The sequence below is a fragment of the Pseudomonas sp. Tul2A7 genome, assembly GCF_054790505.1.
In genome coordinates, this window is record NZ_CP186499.1 from 321,201 (window position 1) to 338,276 (window position 17,076).

The 17,076-nt window shown below is 56.5% G+C and carries 15 protein-coding genes; 11 read left to right on the forward strand and 4 right to left on the reverse strand.

Annotated features, from left to right (window positions below; all coding sequences use genetic code 11):
• Positions 1-61 precede the first annotated feature (61 nt).
• The 5 genes from ACOYXJ_RS01565 to ACOYXJ_RS01585 all read left to right on the forward strand — a co-directional run bounded on the left by ACOYXJ_RS01565 (position 62) and on the right by ACOYXJ_RS01585 (position 3,569).
• Positions 62-418, forward strand: coding sequence for a 4a-hydroxytetrahydrobiopterin dehydratase (locus ACOYXJ_RS01565; RefSeq protein ID WP_003222798.1), 357 nt, complete (start codon positions 62-64; stop codon positions 416-418).
• A complete protein-coding gene (locus ACOYXJ_RS01570) occupies positions 418-1,611 on the forward strand; it encodes an amino acid aminotransferase (protein ID WP_460367549.1) in 1,194 nt (397 codons plus the stop codon). The genes ACOYXJ_RS01565 and ACOYXJ_RS01570 overlap by 1 nt, the downstream gene beginning before the upstream one ends.
• Positions 1,612-1,882: 271 nt before the next feature.
• Positions 1,883-2,014, forward strand: coding sequence for a hypothetical protein (locus ACOYXJ_RS01575; protein ID WP_263597615.1), 132 nt, complete (start codon positions 1,883-1,885; stop codon positions 2,012-2,014).
• Positions 2,015-2,084: 70 nt separating this feature from the next.
• Positions 2,085-2,267: a hypothetical protein gene (locus ACOYXJ_RS01580; protein ID WP_038364048.1), complete on the forward strand. Its 183-nt coding sequence runs from the start codon at positions 2,085-2,087 to the stop codon at positions 2,265-2,267.
• 114 nt (positions 2,268-2,381) lie between these two features.
• A complete protein-coding gene (locus tag ACOYXJ_RS01585; protein ID WP_460373077.1) occupies positions 2,382-3,569 on the forward strand; it encodes an MFS transporter in 1,188 nt (395 codons plus the stop codon).
• Here the strand turns inward: ACOYXJ_RS01585 and arfB are convergent.
• Positions 3,566-3,979 (reverse strand): alternative ribosome rescue aminoacyl-tRNA hydrolase ArfB, encoded by a 414-nt coding sequence (arfB, locus tag ACOYXJ_RS01590; protein WP_007920134.1) that lies wholly within the window; start codon positions 3,977-3,979, stop codon positions 3,566-3,568. The two genes, ACOYXJ_RS01585 and arfB, sit on opposite strands and share 4 nt — an antisense overlap.
• Before the next feature lie 412 nt (positions 3,980-4,391).
• On the opposite strand from arfB, the gene ACOYXJ_RS01595 reads away from it, so the two are divergent.
• The 5 genes from ACOYXJ_RS01595 to queC all read left to right on the forward strand — a co-directional run bounded on the left by ACOYXJ_RS01595 (position 4,392) and on the right by queC (position 11,490).
• Positions 4,392-4,655, forward strand: coding sequence for a PAAR domain-containing protein (locus ACOYXJ_RS01595; RefSeq protein WP_108225915.1), 264 nt, complete (start codon positions 4,392-4,394; stop codon positions 4,653-4,655).
• 115 nt (positions 4,656-4,770) lie between these two features.
• A complete protein-coding gene (locus ACOYXJ_RS01600; protein ID WP_460367552.1) occupies positions 4,771-9,348 on the forward strand; it encodes an RHS repeat-associated core domain-containing protein in 4,578 nt (1,525 codons plus the stop codon).
• Entirely contained in the window at positions 9,349-9,900 is a 552-nt protein-coding gene (locus tag ACOYXJ_RS01605) for an Imm15 family immunity protein (RefSeq protein WP_460367553.1), read from the forward strand.
• A gap of 116 nt (positions 9,901-10,016) precedes the next feature.
• Positions 10,017-10,418, forward strand: a complete 402-nt coding sequence (locus tag ACOYXJ_RS01610) for a hypothetical protein (RefSeq protein ID WP_460367555.1) — start codon at positions 10,017-10,019, stop codon at positions 10,416-10,418.
• A gap of 373 nt (positions 10,419-10,791) precedes the next feature.
• A complete protein-coding gene (queC, locus tag ACOYXJ_RS01615; protein WP_007919656.1) occupies positions 10,792-11,490 on the forward strand; it encodes a 7-cyano-7-deazaguanine synthase QueC in 699 nt (232 codons plus the stop codon).
• A gap of 53 nt (positions 11,491-11,543) precedes the next feature.
• On the opposite strand, the gene ACOYXJ_RS01620 is transcribed toward queC, so the two are convergent.
• Positions 11,544-12,422 (reverse strand): queuosine precursor transporter, encoded by an 879-nt coding sequence (locus tag ACOYXJ_RS01620; protein WP_007919658.1) that lies wholly within the window; start codon positions 12,420-12,422, stop codon positions 11,544-11,546.
• On the reverse strand, positions 12,406-13,011 hold the full coding sequence (locus tag ACOYXJ_RS01625; protein WP_095122793.1) for a helix-turn-helix transcriptional regulator: 606 nt from the start codon (positions 13,009-13,011) through the stop codon (positions 12,406-12,408). Before ACOYXJ_RS01625 ends, ACOYXJ_RS01620 begins: the two co-directional genes overlap by 17 nt.
• Before the next feature lie 533 nt (positions 13,012-13,544).
• On the opposite strand from ACOYXJ_RS01625, the gene ACOYXJ_RS01630 reads away from it, so the two are divergent.
• Positions 13,545-14,894 (forward strand): serine hydroxymethyltransferase, encoded by a 1,350-nt coding sequence (locus ACOYXJ_RS01630; protein WP_460367557.1) that lies wholly within the window; start codon positions 13,545-13,547, stop codon positions 14,892-14,894.
• Positions 14,895-14,962: 68 nt separating this feature from the next.
• Here ACOYXJ_RS01630 and ACOYXJ_RS01635 read toward each other — a convergent pair whose 3' ends face one another.
• Positions 14,963-16,381: an amino acid permease gene (locus ACOYXJ_RS01635; protein ID WP_095122757.1), complete on the reverse strand. Its 1,419-nt coding sequence runs from the start codon at positions 16,379-16,381 to the stop codon at positions 14,963-14,965.
• Between the last annotated feature and the right edge of the window lie 695 nt (positions 16,382-17,076).

Below are 17,076 nucleotides of genomic sequence, written 5' to 3' on the forward strand. Positions count from 1 at the left end.
GACGGCATTGACGGCTCAAACGCTTTAATAAAAAAAACACACTCGATTTCAGGAATACGCCATGTCCACTTTGAACCAAGCCCACTGCGAAGCCTGCCGCGCCGATGCGCCACAAGTCAGCGACGAAGAACTGCCGATCCTGATCAAGCAGATCCCTGACTGGAACATCGAAGTACGCGACAGCATCATGCAACTGGAGAAGGTCTTCCTGTTCAAGAACTTCAAGCACGCGCTGGCCTTCACCAACGCGGTCGGCGAGATCTCCGAGGCTGAAGGTCACCATCCGGGCCTGCTGACCGAATGGGGCAAAGTCACCGTGACCTGGTGGAGCCACTCGATCAAAGGCCTGCACCGCAACGACTTCATCATGGCCGCGCGCACTGACGAAGTGGCCAAGACTGCAGAAGGACGCAAGTAATGCACTTCGACGCCATCGGCCGGGTACCCGGCGACCCGATCCTCGGCTTGATGGAGGCGTATGCGCAGGACAGCAACCCGCGCAAATTCGACCTGGGCGTTGGCGTCTACAAGGATGCCCAGGGCCTGACGCCGATCCCGGAAGCGGTGAAAATCGCCGAAGCGCGACTGGTCGAAAGCCAGGACACCAAGACCTACATCGGTGGCCACGGCAACCCGCTGTTCGGCAAAGTCATCAATGAGCTGGTGCTCGGTGCCGACTCGAAGCTGATCGCCGAACAACGTGCCGGCGCCACCCAGACCCCGGGCGGCACCGGTGCCCTGCGTCTGGCGGCCGACTTCATCGCCCAGTGCCTGCCGGGCAAAGGCGTGTGGCTGAGCAACCCGACCTGGCCGATCCACGAAACCATTTTCGCCGCGGCCGGGGTCAAGGTCAGTCACTACCCGTACGTGGGCAGCGACAATCGCCTCGACGTCGACGCCATGCTCGCCGTGCTTAACGAAGTACCGAAAGGTGATGTGGTGCTGTTGCACGCGTGCTGCCACAACCCGACCGGTTTTGACTTGAGCCATGACGACTGGCAGCGTGTGCTCGACGTGGTGCGCAGCCGCAACCTGCTGCCGCTGATCGACTTTGCCTACCAGGGCTTTGGCGACGGTCTAGAGCAGGATGCGTGGTCGACCCGGTTGTTCGCGGCAGAAGTGCCCGAGCTGCTGATCACCAGTTCCTGCTCTAAGAACTTCGGTTTGTACCGCGACCGTACCGGTGCGCTGATCGTCTGCGCGAAAACCGCCGACAAGCTCATCGATATCCGCAGCCAACTGGCCAACATCGCCCGCAACCTCTGGTCGACGCCGCCGGATCACGGTGCGGCGGTGGTCGCGACCATCCTTGCCGATCCAGAACTGAAAGCCCGTTGGGCCGATGAGGTGGAAGCCATGCGTCTGCGTATTGCGCAACTGCGCAGCGGCCTGGTCGAAGCGCTGGAACCGCACGGTTTGCGTGAGCGTTTTGCGCACATTGGCGTGCAGCGCGGCATGTTCTCTTACACCGGGTTGTCGCCGGAGCAAGTACAACAACTGCGCCAGCACCACAGCGTGTACATGGTCAGCTCGGGCCGGGCGAACGTCGCCGGTATCGACGCAACGCGCCTCGCGCTGCTGGCCGAAGCCATCGCCAGCGTCTGCAAATAGCTACAGCGATACAAACCCCTGTGGGAGCGAGCCTGCTCGCGAAAGCGGCGTGTCATTCAACTAAAATGTTGCCTGACACACTGCCTTCGCGAGCAGGCTCGCTCCCACATTTGTTTCTGCGGTGACCTTTCGTTTTGCCTCCCCTGCGGCCATCTGTCGCATTAATTTGAATTAAAAGTCTGATTGTCATTTTTCCTGCTGTATCCTGCGCAGGCTTTCAAAAAGCGCGGATCTACCAGATCTATCAACAGACTTAGCGAGGAGCGCAACCATGCACGAGATTCCTAATCTCCCCTTCCCAAGCCTGCACGTACCTGAGCAGACGACCACGCAGCAAGCCGGTGCCCAACAGGCCGAGCCGAAAGAAGCCGTTGAGAGCCGCCCGGCCGACAACGAAGAGTAAGACCCGTCGTACAGACCGTGTGGAAAGCGCTAACATGCGCTTTCCACACTGCCTGAAACCCGAGCCCGCCATGACCGACGAATTCTCTGAAAGCCAAGCTGCCGTACTGATCGGCGCCACCGAGAAAATGATCGACATCTGGAACCGTCTCTCGCCCGAGAAACAAGCCGCCCTGCTCGCCCGTTTCGGCAGCGAAGAAAATGCCCTGGCGGCGCTGGTCACCACACAACTGGTTGCCCCGGCCAAATCCTGAAGTAGCCTCCCGGCAAATAGTTCTACTTTTCCCGCCCCAGATCCGTCCGCGCCGGTATCATAAGCAGCCTATCTAATCTGCCGCTCCCGTGGATCGTTACCCATGTCATCCTCTATGCCAGAACCCCAGCGCCCCCTGGCGGTTACGCTGCAAGTCGTTTCCATCGTCCTCTTCACCTTTATCGGTTACCTGAACATCGGCATTCCGCTCGCGGTGTTGCCCGGTTATGTCCACAGTGATCTGGGCTTTGGTGCGGTGATCGCCGGCCTGGTGATCAGCGTGCAATACCTCGCCACCCTGCTCAGCCGTCCGTACGCCGGCAAGATCATCGACAACCAGGGCAGCAAACGCGCGGTGATGATTGGCCTCGCCGGGTGCGGCTTGAGCGGTGTGTTCATGCTGATTTCGGCGTGGACCCCGAGCATGCCGATGTTCAGTTTGATCAGTCTGTTAATTGGCCGTCTGGTGCTGGGCAGCGCCGAAAGCCTCGTAGGTTCCGGCTCGATCGGCTGGGGCATCGGCCGCGTTGGTGCGGCAAATACGGCCAAAGTGATTTCCTGGAACGGCATCGCCAGTTATGGCGCACTGGCCGTCGGCGCCCCGTTCGGCGTGTGGCTGGTCGGCCAGTTGGGTTTGTGGAGCATGGGCGTCAGCATCATCCTGCTCGCCGCGCTGGGCCTGTTGCTCGCGTGGCCAAAAACGCCGGCACCGATTGTCGCCGGCGAACGCCTGCCGTTCATGCATGTGCTCGGCAAAGTGTTTCCCCATGGCTGCGGTCTGGCACTGGGTTCGATCGGTTTCGGCACCATCGCCACCTTTATCACCCTGTATTACGCCACCCAGCATTGGGACAACGCGGTGCTGTGCCTGAGCCTGTTCGGGGCCAGCTTCATCGGTGCGCGATTGCTGTTTGGCAACCTGATCAACCGCCTCGGCGGCTTTCGTGTGGCGATTGCCTGTCTGTCGGTGGAAACCCTTGGGCTGCTGCTGTTGTGGCTGGCGCCGGACGCGCACTGGGCGCTGGCCGGTGCGGCGTTGAGCGGATTTGGTTTCTCGCTAGTGTTCCCGGCGCTGGGTGTGGAAGCGGTGAATCTGGTGCCCGCCTCCAGTCGTGGCGCAGCCGTCGGTGCTTACTCGCTGTTCATTGATTTGTCGCTGGGGGTCACCGGGCCATTGGCCGGGGCGATTGCCGCGGGATTCGGTTTTGCCTCAATCTTCCTCTTCGCTGCCCTCGCCTCGCTAAGCGGATTGGCACTGAGCGTGTATCTGTACAAGCACACCGCCAAGTACCGCGAAGACTAGAAATCCACCTTGCCGCGCCCGGCCTTGATACTGCCGCGCTTGGTTTTCGATTCGAGCCGGCGCTTCTTTGAGCCGAGGGTCGGCTTGGTCGGACGGCGTTTCTTTTCGACTTTGGTCGCGCTGAGAATCAGCTCGACCAGACGCTCCAGCGCATCGGCGCGGTTGGCTTCCTGCGTGCGGTATTGCTGCGCTTTGATGATCAACACACCGTCGCTGGTGATGCGACTGTCACGCAACGCCAGCAGCCGCTCCTTATAGAACTCGGGCAACGACGAGGCCGGTATGTCGAAGCGCAGGTGCATGGCACTGGAGACCTTGTTGACGTTCTGCCCACCGGCGCCTTGCGCGCGGATGGCGGTCAGTTCGATCTCGGCATCCGGCAGATGCACGTTGTTGGAAATCACCAGCATGGAAAAACGTCCGTAATCAGAACGCGCAGGATACCGCGAAACAGACCCACAACCTGCTGAAGATCCACCATAGGCCTTCGCTTGTTCGGAGCCGCCCAACTGCGCAACTTCTTGCGCACCTGCCTTCAAAAAAACGCCCGCCAATCGCCTGCAGCCCACGTCGCACGGGCCCTGTAGCCGAGTGCGCAAGAAGTTGCACAGCACTGCGCAACTTCTTGCGCACTTTGAGGCTGTTTCCCCAGAAAAAATCGATTTATCCCACAGGCATCCGGCGCAAACCCTTGCTGCGTAATGGCCATATAGTGGCTGGCACGGATTTTGATATCAAACCAGCACTAACGCACGCTCAACGCGGGCAGGAAAGACAGGGTCGCTCGCCGAGCCAGCCACCCTCGGTCAAAGGAATGACGCAATGAAAGACGCAATTCGCTTGGGCGACTCCACCACTCACGGTGGCAAAGTCCTCGAAGCCTTCTCCCAGACCGACCTCAACGGCAAGCCGATTGCCGGGGTCGGTCACAAAGTCAGCTGCCCGCTGTGCAAAGGGGTTTTCCCGATTGCCGAGGGCAGCAGCACCTACACCGTCGATGGCACACCCATCGCACTGGACGGCATGAAAACCGCCTGCGGCGCCGCGCTGATCGCCAGTGGCCCGAAAGGCGCTGTCGTCAGCTAATTCCGTTTTTCACTTTGATGCGTACCTCTGCGAGGCGGCTTTTTCTCGCCCGCTCGTTGAGGTCTTCAATTTTTGCCCGCAAAGCCCGGACCTTGTCGCCGGGTGAGATGCCGTGATGACCACTGAAACTGCTGTCGCAACACGTGAGCCCCAAGCCGCCATCGTTCCACTCAATGCCATCGACGTTCAGGACGTCGCCAGCAGTGCGGCGGCTTTCGATGCCTGGCTGCAATCCGCCACCGATGGTGTGGTTACGCTTGATCGAATCAAGAATGTCGCCGGTTTCTTGCCGGTGGTCGGCAACATCATGGCGCTGGTCGATGCGCTGAGTGACATCGTCACCCTGTCGGACGCCAAGCAACGCGACTTGCTCACGTGGGCCAGCCTTGGCATCAACCTGATCGGCGTCTTGCCGTTGCCGCCGTCGATGGCAGCTGCGCGCATGACCCTGCGTCCGACGCTGTTTCTGGTGCGGCAGGAGATGAGGGCCAGCAGCAAGTTGTTGCTCAGCACCTCGGTGATCGAGGTGCTGGTCGGTCACCTGAACGCCTCGATCATCGGCACCCTCGATGATTTTGTTGAGCAAGCCAAAGGCAAGTTGCCGGGGATTCTGGCGGACGCTGGCAAGCTCGGCGAACAAATCATCAACGAGATTGCCACCGGTATCGAAACAACGGCCCTTGGCCGGCTGGATGCCAAGGGTGATCTGGAGGAAGCCAGCGCAAGAGCAAGCGTCGGGCGCGGCCAACTCCTCAACGACCCCCTCGCGACGGCCGACAACTTTTTAGCGGCCGCCAACAGCGCCTTGAAAGCAGCAGGCAAGGGCCTGGCCAACAGCGTCGCGCAGAATCTGCTGCCGAACAAGCTCCAGACACAGATCACCACCGAGACCGGCAAACTGCGCGCGATGGGCCCGGAACTGCGCACGCAGTTGAGCAAGCTCGACGATAAAAATGTGCAGAACTCCATCGGCTGGCTGCTGCAGATCCTTTCCAGCGCCGTGATCCTGTGGCGCAAGCGCAATGCCCATGGGCAGAACGCCGCGGTCCATACGGAGAAGACCGGCAAGGCCACCCACACGGCTGCGGAGGGCGAGTTGGGCGCTAACAACAAGCAAGTCCCAGCGAAAAGCGCGCCCAATCCGGAGAAAGGTCCCTGTAAATGCGCCACTGAATTCAGCATCAACTTTGCCCTGGGTTCGGAAAGCCTCAGCCATACCGATTTCAGCCTGCCCGGCCCCTTCCCGATTGATTGGACGCGCACCTACAACTCGCGCCTCGATGCCTACGATCAGAGCGAACTCGGCGCGCGCTGGATCAGCGAATTCACCACGCGCTTTGACTGCGTGGACGATGGCCTGACGTTCTACAGCGCCGACGGCCGCGACCACAGCTATCCGCTGCCAAAGGTCGGCCTGTTCCACTACGACGCCATCGAAGACATCACCCTGGTCCGCACCAGCGAAGATCAGTTGTTGCTGTGCCGTGGTTTCGAACGCAAGGAAACCTACGTCCGCCGTGGCCAGCGTTTTGTGCTGAGCAATATCTCGCTGCGCAACGGCGCCGGAGTGATGCTGCATTACGAGCATCGTCACGGCGAACACTCGCTGCTCTCCGACCTGCTCACCTATCAGGAAAACGATTTCACCAAAGTCCATTTGCACCTCGGCACGATGATCGACGATCACGGCCGGTTTATCGGCCTCTGGCAGATCGTTGACGGCGAACCGCTGCGCCAGCTCTGCGCCTATCAGTACGACGCCTATGGCGACCTGATTCAGGCGCAGGACGAGAACGGCGCCGTCTGGTCGTATCAGTTTGAGCATCACCTGATCACCCGCTACACCGACCGCACCGGACGCGGCATGAACCTGCAGTGGGACGGTTCAAGCGCCAAGGCCAAAGCCGTGCGCGAATGGGCCGACGACGGCAGCTTCGACACGCGTCTGGAATGGGACGAAAACATTCGTCTGACCTACGTCACCGATGCCCTCGGCAACGAGACCTGGCACTACTACGACATCCTTGGCTACACCTACCGCATCCGTTACGCCGATGAACGTTCGGAATGGTTCTTCCGCGACGAGGCGAAGAACATCGTGCGCCGCGTCAATGCCGACGGCAGCACTGATCGCTACAGCTACGATGAGCGCAGCAACCTGCTCGAACACATCCGCGCCGATCACACGGTGATGCATTACGCCTACGATGATCAGGATCTGCTGATCAAGATCAGCGACGCCGAGGGCGGTCAGTGGCAGCGCGCCTATGACGACCAAGGCAACTTGGTCGAAGCGCTGGATCCACTGGGCAACAAAACCGAATACGCCTACAACAAATCCGGCCAGCCCACCGCGATCAAGGACGCCAACGGCAACGAAAAAACCCTCGACTACAACGACGCCGGGCAACTGGTCGAGTACGTCGATTGCTCGGGCAAAACCAGCGCCTGGGAGTACAACGAATTCGGGCAGATGATCTGCTTCACCGACGCCGCCGGCAACGCCACCGAATACGAATACAAGGCCGGCCAACTGGTGCTGATCAAGCACCCGGACAAGACCGAAGAGCGCTTTGAGCGTGATGCCGAAGGTCGGCTGTTGGCGCACGTTGATGGACTCGATCGCTGCACCACTTGGAGCTATAGCGCCGCCGGTTTGATCGCCGAACGCATCGATGCCGCCGAGCAAACCCTGCGCTATCGCTGGGACCGTCTCGGACGGCTAACGGCCCTGGAAAACGAAAACGAACAACGCGCGCACTTCCACTACGACCCGGTCGGACGCCTGCTCGAAGAGCGCGGTTTCGATGGGCGCAGCACACGCTATCAGTACGACCCACTCACCGGTCGCCTCGCGCAATCGATCAATGGCCAACGCGTCATCTCGTTGAGCTTCGACCCGATGGGCCGTTTGACCGAGCGTCGCGCCACCCTGGGCGAGCAGTCGCAAAGCGAAACCTTTGCCTATGACGGCAACGGCAACCTGGTGCTGGCCGACAACGCCGACAGCCGCCTGCAATGGTTCCACGACCCGGCGGGTAACCTGCTGCGCGAGCACCAGCATTACCTCGGCCTGGAAAAACCCACCGTCGCGATCTGGCAGCACGAGTACGACGTGCTCAACCAACGAGTCGCCAGCGTGCGCCCCGACGGCCATCGCGTCAGCTGGCTGACTTACGGCAGCGGCCACCTGCTGGGCCTGCGCCTCGATGAACACGAACTGATCGGCTACGAACGCGACGACCTGCACCGCGAAGTCGCCCGCCATCAAGGCAATCACCTGCTGCAAACCCAAAGCTGGGACCCGGCCGGCCGTTTGCAAGAACAACTGCTGGGACGCAGCGACGACAAATCCACACTGCTCAAACGCGAATACAGCTACGACGCCGCCGGCCAACTGACCGACATCAACGACAGCCGTCGTGGCCCGCTCGCCTATCGTTACGATCCCGTCGGCCGACTGCTCAGCGCCACCACACGTCAAGGCATGGAAACCTTCGCCTTCGACCCGGCCGGCAACCTATTGGACGACAAGGCGACAGAGATTCGCCGCCCACTGGACCTGACGCCACCGCGCAGCAAACTCGTGGACAACCTGCTGCGCGAATACGCCGGCACCCACTACGACTACGACGACCGCGGCAACCAGATCCAGCGCTGGCACAACGGCCAACGCAGCGATCTGCGTTGGGACCTGTTTGATCGATTGGTGCATTTCGAAGACCCGCGTCTGAACGTTGACTTCGCCTACGACGCACTGGGACGACGCCTGCACAAAAACTCCCGCGCGCACTACAAACAGCGACCTGAAGCAGGCTCTCTCTGGAACAGAAACGAACACGCGCGCAAACAGCGCGAACTTGGCTGCGGTTTCACGCTTTACGGCTGGGATGGCGACAACCTCGCGTGGGAAAGCAGCCCGGCACAAAGCGATGGCGAGCCGGGTCGCACGGTTCATTATGTCTACGAGCCAGACACCTTCGTCCCGATCGCTCAGGCTGTGCGGCATGCGCCAATCGATCTGATCGGTTTGCCGGATTACAGTGGTGAATACAGCCTTGATGAAGATCCGGTGTGGAATCACAAGGCAACGGCATTACCGTTTGATGCGTTGGCGTGGTACCAATGTGATCACCTCGGCACGCCGCAGGAATTGACGGACTCGCAAGGCAACCTTGCCTGGACCGCGCAATACAAGGCGTGGGGACAGGTGACGGAGCAGCGCTCGGAGTGGGCACGGCAGCATGGCGTGATGAACCCGATACGATTCCAGGGGCAGTATTACGATCATGAGACGAGGCTGCATTACAACCGGTATCGTTATTACGATCCAAGCATAGGTCGTTTTATCAGCCAAGACCCGATTGGCTACGCTGGAGGTTTGAACCTCTTCGAGTACGCTCCGAATCCTTCGAACTGGGTCGATCCATTAGGATTGGCTAAAAAAGGTGCACAACCTGGAGGCACACCCAAACAGGCTCAATCAAAGGTTAGAAGAGGCCAAGCACCTGCGGAAATTACTCGAATTGACGAGCCTGAACAGAGTGTACCTAGCAGCCAATGGCATGCACACTGCAAGTGCGGGTCCGGATACAATCTTGATGGGTCAATACATGATAAAGGAAAAGGGGACGTGACTTTTTCCAAGAAAACAAAAGAATGGCTAAACGATCATGGATGGAGTATCCCTTAAATGAAGCTGGTTGAACTTTATAACAAAATCATAAGTAAAGAACCGTACAACAACATGAACGTGTTCTTTGAAAGCTACGAAAGCTTCGAAGAGATACCGATCGTATCCAGATACAGCCGCTTGGATTTTTTAAAAGAGGAGATGAACAACGATAAAGTTTCGGAATTCCTAGTGAGTACCGCTATCTTTTTAATGAATTCTATAAAGATAATGGGGACGACAGACAAGCCAGATTTCTACGCCATTACTTTCACCGATTTTGATGGACTAGATGAGGGTGACGTCATTATTCCAAATATTTTTGTTTATCCAGGACCTGCTTCAAACGGGTTTATGGATAATATACGCGTAAAAAAAAGAAAAGCAGTGTCACGAGAAATGAAAGAAGTAAAAAAGAACTTTCACATGTTAGGTTTTGAGACTGTTTTTGACTTTCATGAAAGCAGGTTTTATGACTCCGCATCCAAAGATGAAATTATTAGGATTTTTGCCGTCCCAAAAATATCGAGCAGTAAAATTAAGGAGTCAAACTCTTTAAGCTCTGAGCCTTAAGAAGCCATTTACCAATAGTTGGTTTCTGAAAGCGCGGCGAGTAGTCGCGAAGCTAGATTTTTTCTTACAATGGGAACGGTCTTGAGTTTTTTCAAAGACTGCGGAGGGAGATATTGATGTCAGAGATCTCAAGCGAATTTTCCATGTTCTCCCCGAGAGACCTACAACTTTATGCGTCAAAACTTTTGCAGACTTATTGCACAGCCAAGTCTTTTCAGCACTGCGCCATCAACAATTTGATAGCACACCTGAACAATTATCCTGAAACCCATAACCAGAATGAATGGGAAAAAATTGGCGCTTTGTTGCCACTTAATGGGAGGGGCGATGATATGCCATCAGACCTTACTCAATCGATACCACCACAAGATATTGACGATTTTTGCCAGATTGTGGATAGCGCAGTCGAGGTCGGGATAGTTGATTTGTATGGCGCACCAACTGATCTACCAGCGAAGTTCATAGAGAAAATGTCATTAATTCTCAGTAAAAACAAAATTGATATTCCCCAACTTTAGCAGAGGGATAAGATCACATTGCTCCCAACCTAAAATTTTGGTAAAGCGTTCCATATATATATTCCATCAAAGCTGCCTACGCCTAAGCGCGTCCCAATGTTCTTGGCCGCCGGTTGGCCTGTCAGCTATATCGAACCATTGCGGAACTTCATCCCGCGTGAGCATCCGCCACGGGACGCGCTAGCTGCGATCTAGCGTTTGCACCTTTGAGCATCTGCAAGAAGAGGAAGTCCTCGGGGACTGGCCTCACTCCACCTCAAGATCGCCGCTCACGGACTCACGAGCGCCTCTGGACTCTGTACCGAACTCCATCTCCATTTCGAGTATCATCTCCCCCCTTTGCCCTCAAGACCTCAATGCAGGAAGCATAACCATGACCAACAAAGCAGTTATCGTATTCAGCGGCGGGCAGGACTCCACCACGTGCTTGATCCACGCCCTGACCCACTACGATGAAGTCCACTGCATCACGTTCGACTATGGTCAGCGTCATCACGCAGAAATTGAAGTGGCGCAGCAGCTGTCGAAAAAGCTCGGTGTCACCGTGCATAAAACGCTGGATGTGTCCTTGCTCAATGAGCTAGCCATCAGCAGCCTGACGCGCGATAACATTCCTGTCCCGACCGTGAACAGTTCCGGCGAGAGTCTGCCAAGCACCTTCGTTCCGGGACGGAACATTCTGTTTCTGACGCTGGCTTCTATCTATGCCTATCAAGTCCAGGCCAAAACGGTCATTACTGGTGTCTGTGAAACCGACTTCTCGGGCTATCCCGATTGCCGGGATGAATTCGTCAAGGCGCTGAACAAAGCACTTGAATTAGGCATGGATTACAAGCTGCAACTGGATACGCCATTGATGTGGCTGAACAAGGCAGAAACCTGGGCCTTGGCGGATTACCACCATCAGCTGGATCTGGTTCGCGAGGAAACATTGACTTGCTATAACGGCATCAAAGGCACTGGATGTTCCGATTGCGATGCCTGTAATCTTCGCGCCAAAGGCTTGAATGAGTTCCTGAACAATAAAGTACAGGTGACTCAACGCTTGAAAGAGAAACTTGGCTTAAAGTAATACTGCAACAAGAAGCGCTCACTCAAGCATGCCGAGTGAGCGCTCTCCTCTCTTTATTGCGTCTGCGCACCCGTCAGGTATTTCTTGAACAATGATCTTGCGCCGTAGGCCGGCAAGATATTAAAGAAGGCAAAACCTACCTTGATTGCGATCTGAACGTAGATCATGCCCAGTATCGCGCTATTCTCCATCGTCCCGTAGAAAGCGATGTAGCAGAACAGAAAGCTGTCGATGATCACAGCAAACAATGTGCTTAAAAACACTCGCAAAAACAGAAACCTGGAATTTGTGAGTTCTTTGATTTTGCACAACAGGTACGAGTTTATGTTCTCGGAAACCAGAAACGATATAGAAGACGCTACCAGAACTGCGGACAACTGGCTGATAACATCATTGTAAGCGCCATCGAGCTTCCAGCCCGGCAATCCCGGAAGATGAGTCGTGATGGCCAGCAGAATGATAATCGCGGCGTTGCTGATGAACGCGAACAGGATCGCTTTTCGCGCGAGCCGCAGGCCAAACGTTTCGTTAAGCAAGTCGACGATCAGGAATGTCAGCGGATAGAGGAAGGTGCCCGGCGTTACGACAATATCGAAATACTCGAGGTAGATCGGTTTTGTCGCTGCAATACTGGTAAAAATGTAAAGCGTGAACAGCATCAGGTTCAGGATAATGTAGATCATCCACGAACTCTCATGCCGGTCATTGATTTCGTAGGCAGTGAGTGCTCCGCCCTGGGAGTAAAACTTCTTGTAGAGGTTTTTCACTTCGATTTTATTCAGATTATCCATAATCTCACTATTCAACACTTCACTTAGCTTTATTTTAATTATTTTGCCTGTCGCAATGACCATGATAACGGCCAGGCTTTTTCCATTTTCGAACCCCAGCAACTTGTACTTGCTGTTTTCCAACTCAACACTGCAATCCATTAAATCGTTCCTCGATTACATCTCCGATTACGCATACACGATCCGTATCAAAGTTGCCTTCATGGCTTATAGATAACTTCGCTGTGATTTTGTCATACACCAGCTTTTCCCTGTCGCTGGTCGATGCTCCTTTCTGCACGATCAACAGATCGCCGGGTTCATTCATACCGCTGATTTCGTTTTCCAGAAGCACACCAATCAGGTTAAAGGACGCGCCGAAATAGTAAGTCAGTGGATAAATAGTGGCCAACTCACCAATTCTTTTATCCAGACTTTGCAGCAGCATACTTTCTTTAATCACCGGAACAGCGGCCGGATTCATGTTCCCCTGTGGCGAAATACTGCTTTCGATGATTTCCTTTTCTTCAAAATCAATCGTCTCTATTTCTTCGTAAGACACCCCGAAGAAATCAGAAATCTTGCGCACAGTAGACTGCTGGACATTGACCACCTTGCCTTCAAGAATGTTGTAGATGGTCGTTCGGGTCAAACCACTGGAGTTGCACAAGGACAGTTGCGTCTCCCCGCGACTCTTTATCAGGTATTTGATGTTGTTCTTCAGATTCTCCGATCTTTCTCTTCTGTGCATCACATGCTTATCATCCATTTTTAACTGCAATCAATGTCACGTCCCGAATGATCATTCCGGACATACACAAGTGAGGTAGGAAATTGCAGTTATATCCCTGTCAGTGCCGCGCAGGATCATAGCATTCTCCCTCCCTGGGTCCGGTATAAAAAGTCAGCTTTCACAGGCTGCTTCCGCCAACGTGCGGGGTCATTTCAGCCTCCTCACTGACTCGTCAGTTCCTGTCGACTTCCACCCGAGGCCTGAAAATCGTCTCCGAGCCATGGCTGTTTTACACCCGACGCGACTACAAAAAGAATCATTTTCTTTGAAGAATGTTCAATTTTTTGATTAATTCTGTGGCGTTCCTCACCGAAAAATTTATGATGCGTCAACCCTGCGTCGCATTCTCGAGAGTGACAGAACGACAAAACGGGGGGATCTGTACAGGGTTTAGTTTTGCGCGCACAGCGGTGAAAACACGGATTCGCCTGTACAGATCTGGCAAGCAAGGACATGCGCAAATCACGCAAAACCAGGGAAGGAATCAAGCAATGGCAGTCATTACTGAACCGCTCAAGAACCAGGCTGACTTGCTGCGACGCGGCCTGGCGGATCTTCGCGCAGAAGACGCCGAACTGGCGGCAATTCTCGACGCTGAAGTCACGCGTCAACAGCACACGCTTTCACTGGTCTCCTCCTCCTGCGCAGTCCAGCCGCGAACCTTGGCGGCCTGCGCTTCCGTGCTGGTCAACGTGACCGCTGAAGGCATGTCCGGCAAGCGTCACAGCGCTGGGTGCGAGAATGTCGAGCGGGTCGAATCGCTGGCCATCCGCCGGGCGCGGCAACTGTTCGGCGCGCAATACGCCAACGTGCAGCCACACTCAGCGTCGAACGCCGTTTACCAAGTGCTCACGGCCTTGCTTGAGCCCGGCGACACCTTGCTGGGCATGGCGGTGGAACACGGCGGTCATCTCACGCATGGCAGCCTCGCCGCGTTTTCCGGCGCCTACTACAAGGCGATCCAGTACGGCACGACCGCAGACGGCCTGATCGATTACGACAAGGTGCGCCTGCTCGCACTCGCCCATCGCCCACGCGTCATCCTCTGCGGCGCCACCGCCTATTCGCGCGAAGTGGACTTCAAGCGGTTTCGCGAAATTGCCGATGAAGCCGGGGCCATCCTGCTCGCCGACATTTCGCATATCGCCGGGCTCGTCGCCACCGGACGACACCCAAGCCCGATCGACGCCGCCCACGTCACCGTCACGTGCACGCACAAGCAACTCGCCGGGCCTCGCGGTGGCGTGATTCTCAGCGGTGCTGATGCGAACACCAAAATTCCCGGTTTGCGGACCACCTTCAGTCGCCTGCTTGATCAAGCCGTTTACCCGCGAATGCAGGGCGCGCCGGCCGCCAACATGATCGCTGCGAAGGCTGCCGCGCTGGGTTACGCAATGTCCGCAGCATTCGACACCTGCATGGCGCAGATCCGCAGTACGGCGGATGAAATGGCCAAAGCGTTTCAGGCCAAGGATTATGAGGTGGTCGGCGGCTGCAGTGAAAACCACACGGTGCTGGTTCGCTTGCGGGGTGGCATCACGGGCGCTATCGCCGAGGCGGCGCTGGGACATTGCGGGATCATCGTCAGCAAACATCGCGTACCCGAGGATCCCCGTTCGGCACTTGTCACCAGCGGACTGCGCATCGGCACGGGCGCGCTGGCGCAACGCCGGGTCGATGTCCACGGCAGCCGCCAGATCGTCGATTTGATCGTGCGGATTCTGAACACGGTGGCGCCGCTCGGCGAACAGGATTACACCCTGGAACCGCTGCTCCTCACGCAGTTTCGCTCAGAGGTCGAAACCCTGTGCAGGGACTATCCTTTCGCCGGCTATCAATAGCACTTCAACATTTGCAGCGATAAAAAAACCCGGCGCTCAGGCCGGGTTTTGTGTTTCTGTGTCAGCGCTTACTTGGCAGCACCTGCCGCGTGCACGGCCTGCTGCGCACCGCGCTTGTTCTTGATCACGTAGCAAACCCACATGAACACGACCCACAGCGGAATCGCATACACCGAGATCTGAATGCCCGGGATCAGCAACATCACGCCGAGGATGAACGCGACGAACGCCAAGCAGATGTAGTTGCCGTACGGATACCACAGCGCCTTGAACAGCGGCGTCTGCTGGGTCTTGTTCATGTGCTGGCGGAACTTGAAGTGCGAGAAGCTGATCATCGCCCAGTTGATCACCAGCGTTGCAACCACCAGCGACATCAGCAGTTCCAGCGCGTGCTGCGGAATAAAGTAGTTGAGCAACACAGCGACCAGCGTCACCGCCGCCGAAGCCAGAATCGACCGCACCGGCACGCCACGCTTGTCGATCTTCGCCAGACCTTTCGGCGCATCGCCCTGCTCGGCCATGCCCAGCAGCATGCGGCTGTTGCAGTAGGTGCCGCTGTTGTACACCGACAGCGCGGCGGTCAGCACCACAAAGTTGAGGATGTGCGCGGCGGTGTTGCTGCCGAGCATCGAGAACACTTGCACGAATGGGCTGCCGCTGTACGAATCGCCCGACGCGTTGAGGGTTTCCAGCAGGCTGTCCCATGGGGTCAGCGACAGCAGGATCACCAGTGCACCGATGTAGAAAATCAGGATGCGGTAGATCACCTGATTGATCGCTTTCGGGATCACGGTTTTCGGCTTGTCAGCTTCCGCTGCGGTGAAACCGAGCATTTCCAGACCGCCGAAGGAGAACATGATGATCGCCATGGCCATCACCAGTCCGCTGACGCCGTTCGGGAAGAACCCGCCGTGTGACCACAGGTTAGTGACCGACGCTTGCGGGCCGCCGTTGCCGCTGACCAGCAGGTAGCTGCCGAGCGCAATCATGCCGACGATCGCCACGACCTTGATGATCGCGAACCAGAATTCGGCTTCACCGAAGACTTTGACGTTGGCCAGGTTGATCGCGTTGATCAGCACAAAGAAGGCTGCCGCAGAGACCCAGGTCGGGATGTCCGGCGCCCAGTAGTGAATGTATTTGCCGACCGCAGTCAGCTCCGACATGCCCACCAGAATGTACAGAATCCAGCAGTTCCAGCCCGACAGGAAACCGGCAAAGCCGCCCCAGTACTTGTGCGCGAAATGGCTGAAGGAACCGGCCACCGGCTCTTCGACGATCATCTCGCCGAGCTGGCGCATGATCATGAAGGCGATGAAGCCGCAGATGGCGTAGCCGAGAATCATCGACGGGCCGGCGGATTTCAGTACCCCGGCCGAGCCGAGGAACAATCCGGTACCGATCGCGCCACCGAGGGCGATCAGTTGAATATGGCGATTTTTCAGGCCGCGTTTCAGCTCGCCTGATTGCGAGGGTTGTCCACTCATGAAAAAGGTCTCACGCAAGGTTTGATGATGTTCAGTAGACGTTGCTGCAAGGTTGCGATTTCAAGCAGCCCCGATCAAACCCCAGCGCAGGCACCAGGAGTTCAGCTTATTTACAACGGTCATGCGTCACCTGTTTGTTTTTATCTGTGACGAAATCGAACCCGAAACGCTTGTGGCGCCACGGAGTGAACAAGGCGGATAGCCTTGAGATTTTTGCGATTACGCAGAAGGTCACAGTTAAAACGCGGCGCATTGTACACCGCTAACCCCCTGCTGCCAGACCCCGCTGGATCAGCGTGATGGTTGCCGGGATTGCGTGTGTCCGCCTCGAGACACTCGAGCGGCTGCAAAAATTGAGTCAAGCCTTTGCAGGCCATCGGCGTGGACGAGGAAAAAACCGTCCCACGGAGAGAGGTGGAGATCAGTCACGGCGTTCATTGCGCCTCCTTCTTGTTATGCACCTGCACGACAGGCATGGGGCGCATCTCACCCTGCAAACGGCGCTGAAACAAGCGTGCCAGAGCCTTGCCGGGCCCGCGGCGGAGCAGGCTGCGGCAGCTTTTCCTTACAGCGGTCATCACGAGTTGGTTTCACTCGGTTTTATCGGGTTTTTCGTAAACATTTCTTTACGATGCGTAACGCAAAGTTTCCATTTCAGAAAATTCTGTCGGACGTCTGCAAATTGACGGTCGCTA

What these genes read in the sequence shown, in the direction of transcription:
- arfB (WP_007920134.1), bottom strand. Translation starts at nt 3,979, where the DNA reads ATGCTGGTGATTTCCAACAACGTGCATCTGCCGGATGCCGAGATCGAA.
- ACOYXJ_RS01610 (WP_460367555.1), top strand. Translation starts at nt 10,017, where the DNA reads ATGTCAGAGATCTCAAGCGAATTTTCCATGTTCTCCCCGAGAGACCTA.
- ACOYXJ_RS01565 (WP_003222798.1), top strand. Translation starts at nt 62, where the DNA reads ATGTCCACTTTGAACCAAGCCCACTGCGAAGCCTGCCGCGCCGATGCG.
- ACOYXJ_RS01595 (WP_108225915.1), top strand. Translation starts at nt 4,392, where the DNA reads ATGAAAGACGCAATTCGCTTGGGCGACTCCACCACTCACGGTGGCAAA.
- ACOYXJ_RS01620 (WP_007919658.1), bottom strand. Translation starts at nt 12,422, where the DNA reads ATGGATTGCAGTGTTGAGTTGGAAAACAGCAAGTACAAGTTGCTGGGG.
- ACOYXJ_RS01575 (WP_263597615.1), top strand. Translation starts at nt 1,883, where the DNA reads ATGCACGAGATTCCTAATCTCCCCTTCCCAAGCCTGCACGTACCTGAG.
- ACOYXJ_RS01605 (WP_460367553.1), top strand. Translation starts at nt 9,349, where the DNA reads ATGAAGCTGGTTGAACTTTATAACAAAATCATAAGTAAAGAACCGTAC.
- ACOYXJ_RS01570 (WP_460367549.1), top strand. Translation starts at nt 418, where the DNA reads ATGCACTTCGACGCCATCGGCCGGGTACCCGGCGACCCGATCCTCGGC.
- ACOYXJ_RS01585 (WP_460373077.1), top strand. Translation starts at nt 2,382, where the DNA reads ATGCCAGAACCCCAGCGCCCCCTGGCGGTTACGCTGCAAGTCGTTTCC.
- ACOYXJ_RS01580 (WP_038364048.1), top strand. Translation starts at nt 2,085, where the DNA reads ATGACCGACGAATTCTCTGAAAGCCAAGCTGCCGTACTGATCGGCGCC.
- ACOYXJ_RS01635 (WP_095122757.1), bottom strand. Translation starts at nt 16,381, where the DNA reads ATGAGTGGACAACCCTCGCAATCAGGCGAGCTGAAACGCGGCCTGAAA.
- ACOYXJ_RS01630 (WP_460367557.1), top strand. Translation starts at nt 13,545, where the DNA reads ATGGCAGTCATTACTGAACCGCTCAAGAACCAGGCTGACTTGCTGCGA.
- ACOYXJ_RS01600 (WP_460367552.1), top strand. Translation starts at nt 4,771, where the DNA reads ATGACCACTGAAACTGCTGTCGCAACACGTGAGCCCCAAGCCGCCATC.
- queC (WP_007919656.1), top strand. Translation starts at nt 10,792, where the DNA reads ATGACCAACAAAGCAGTTATCGTATTCAGCGGCGGGCAGGACTCCACC.
- ACOYXJ_RS01625 (WP_095122793.1), bottom strand. Translation starts at nt 13,011, where the DNA reads ATGCACAGAAGAGAAAGATCGGAGAATCTGAAGAACAACATCAAATAC.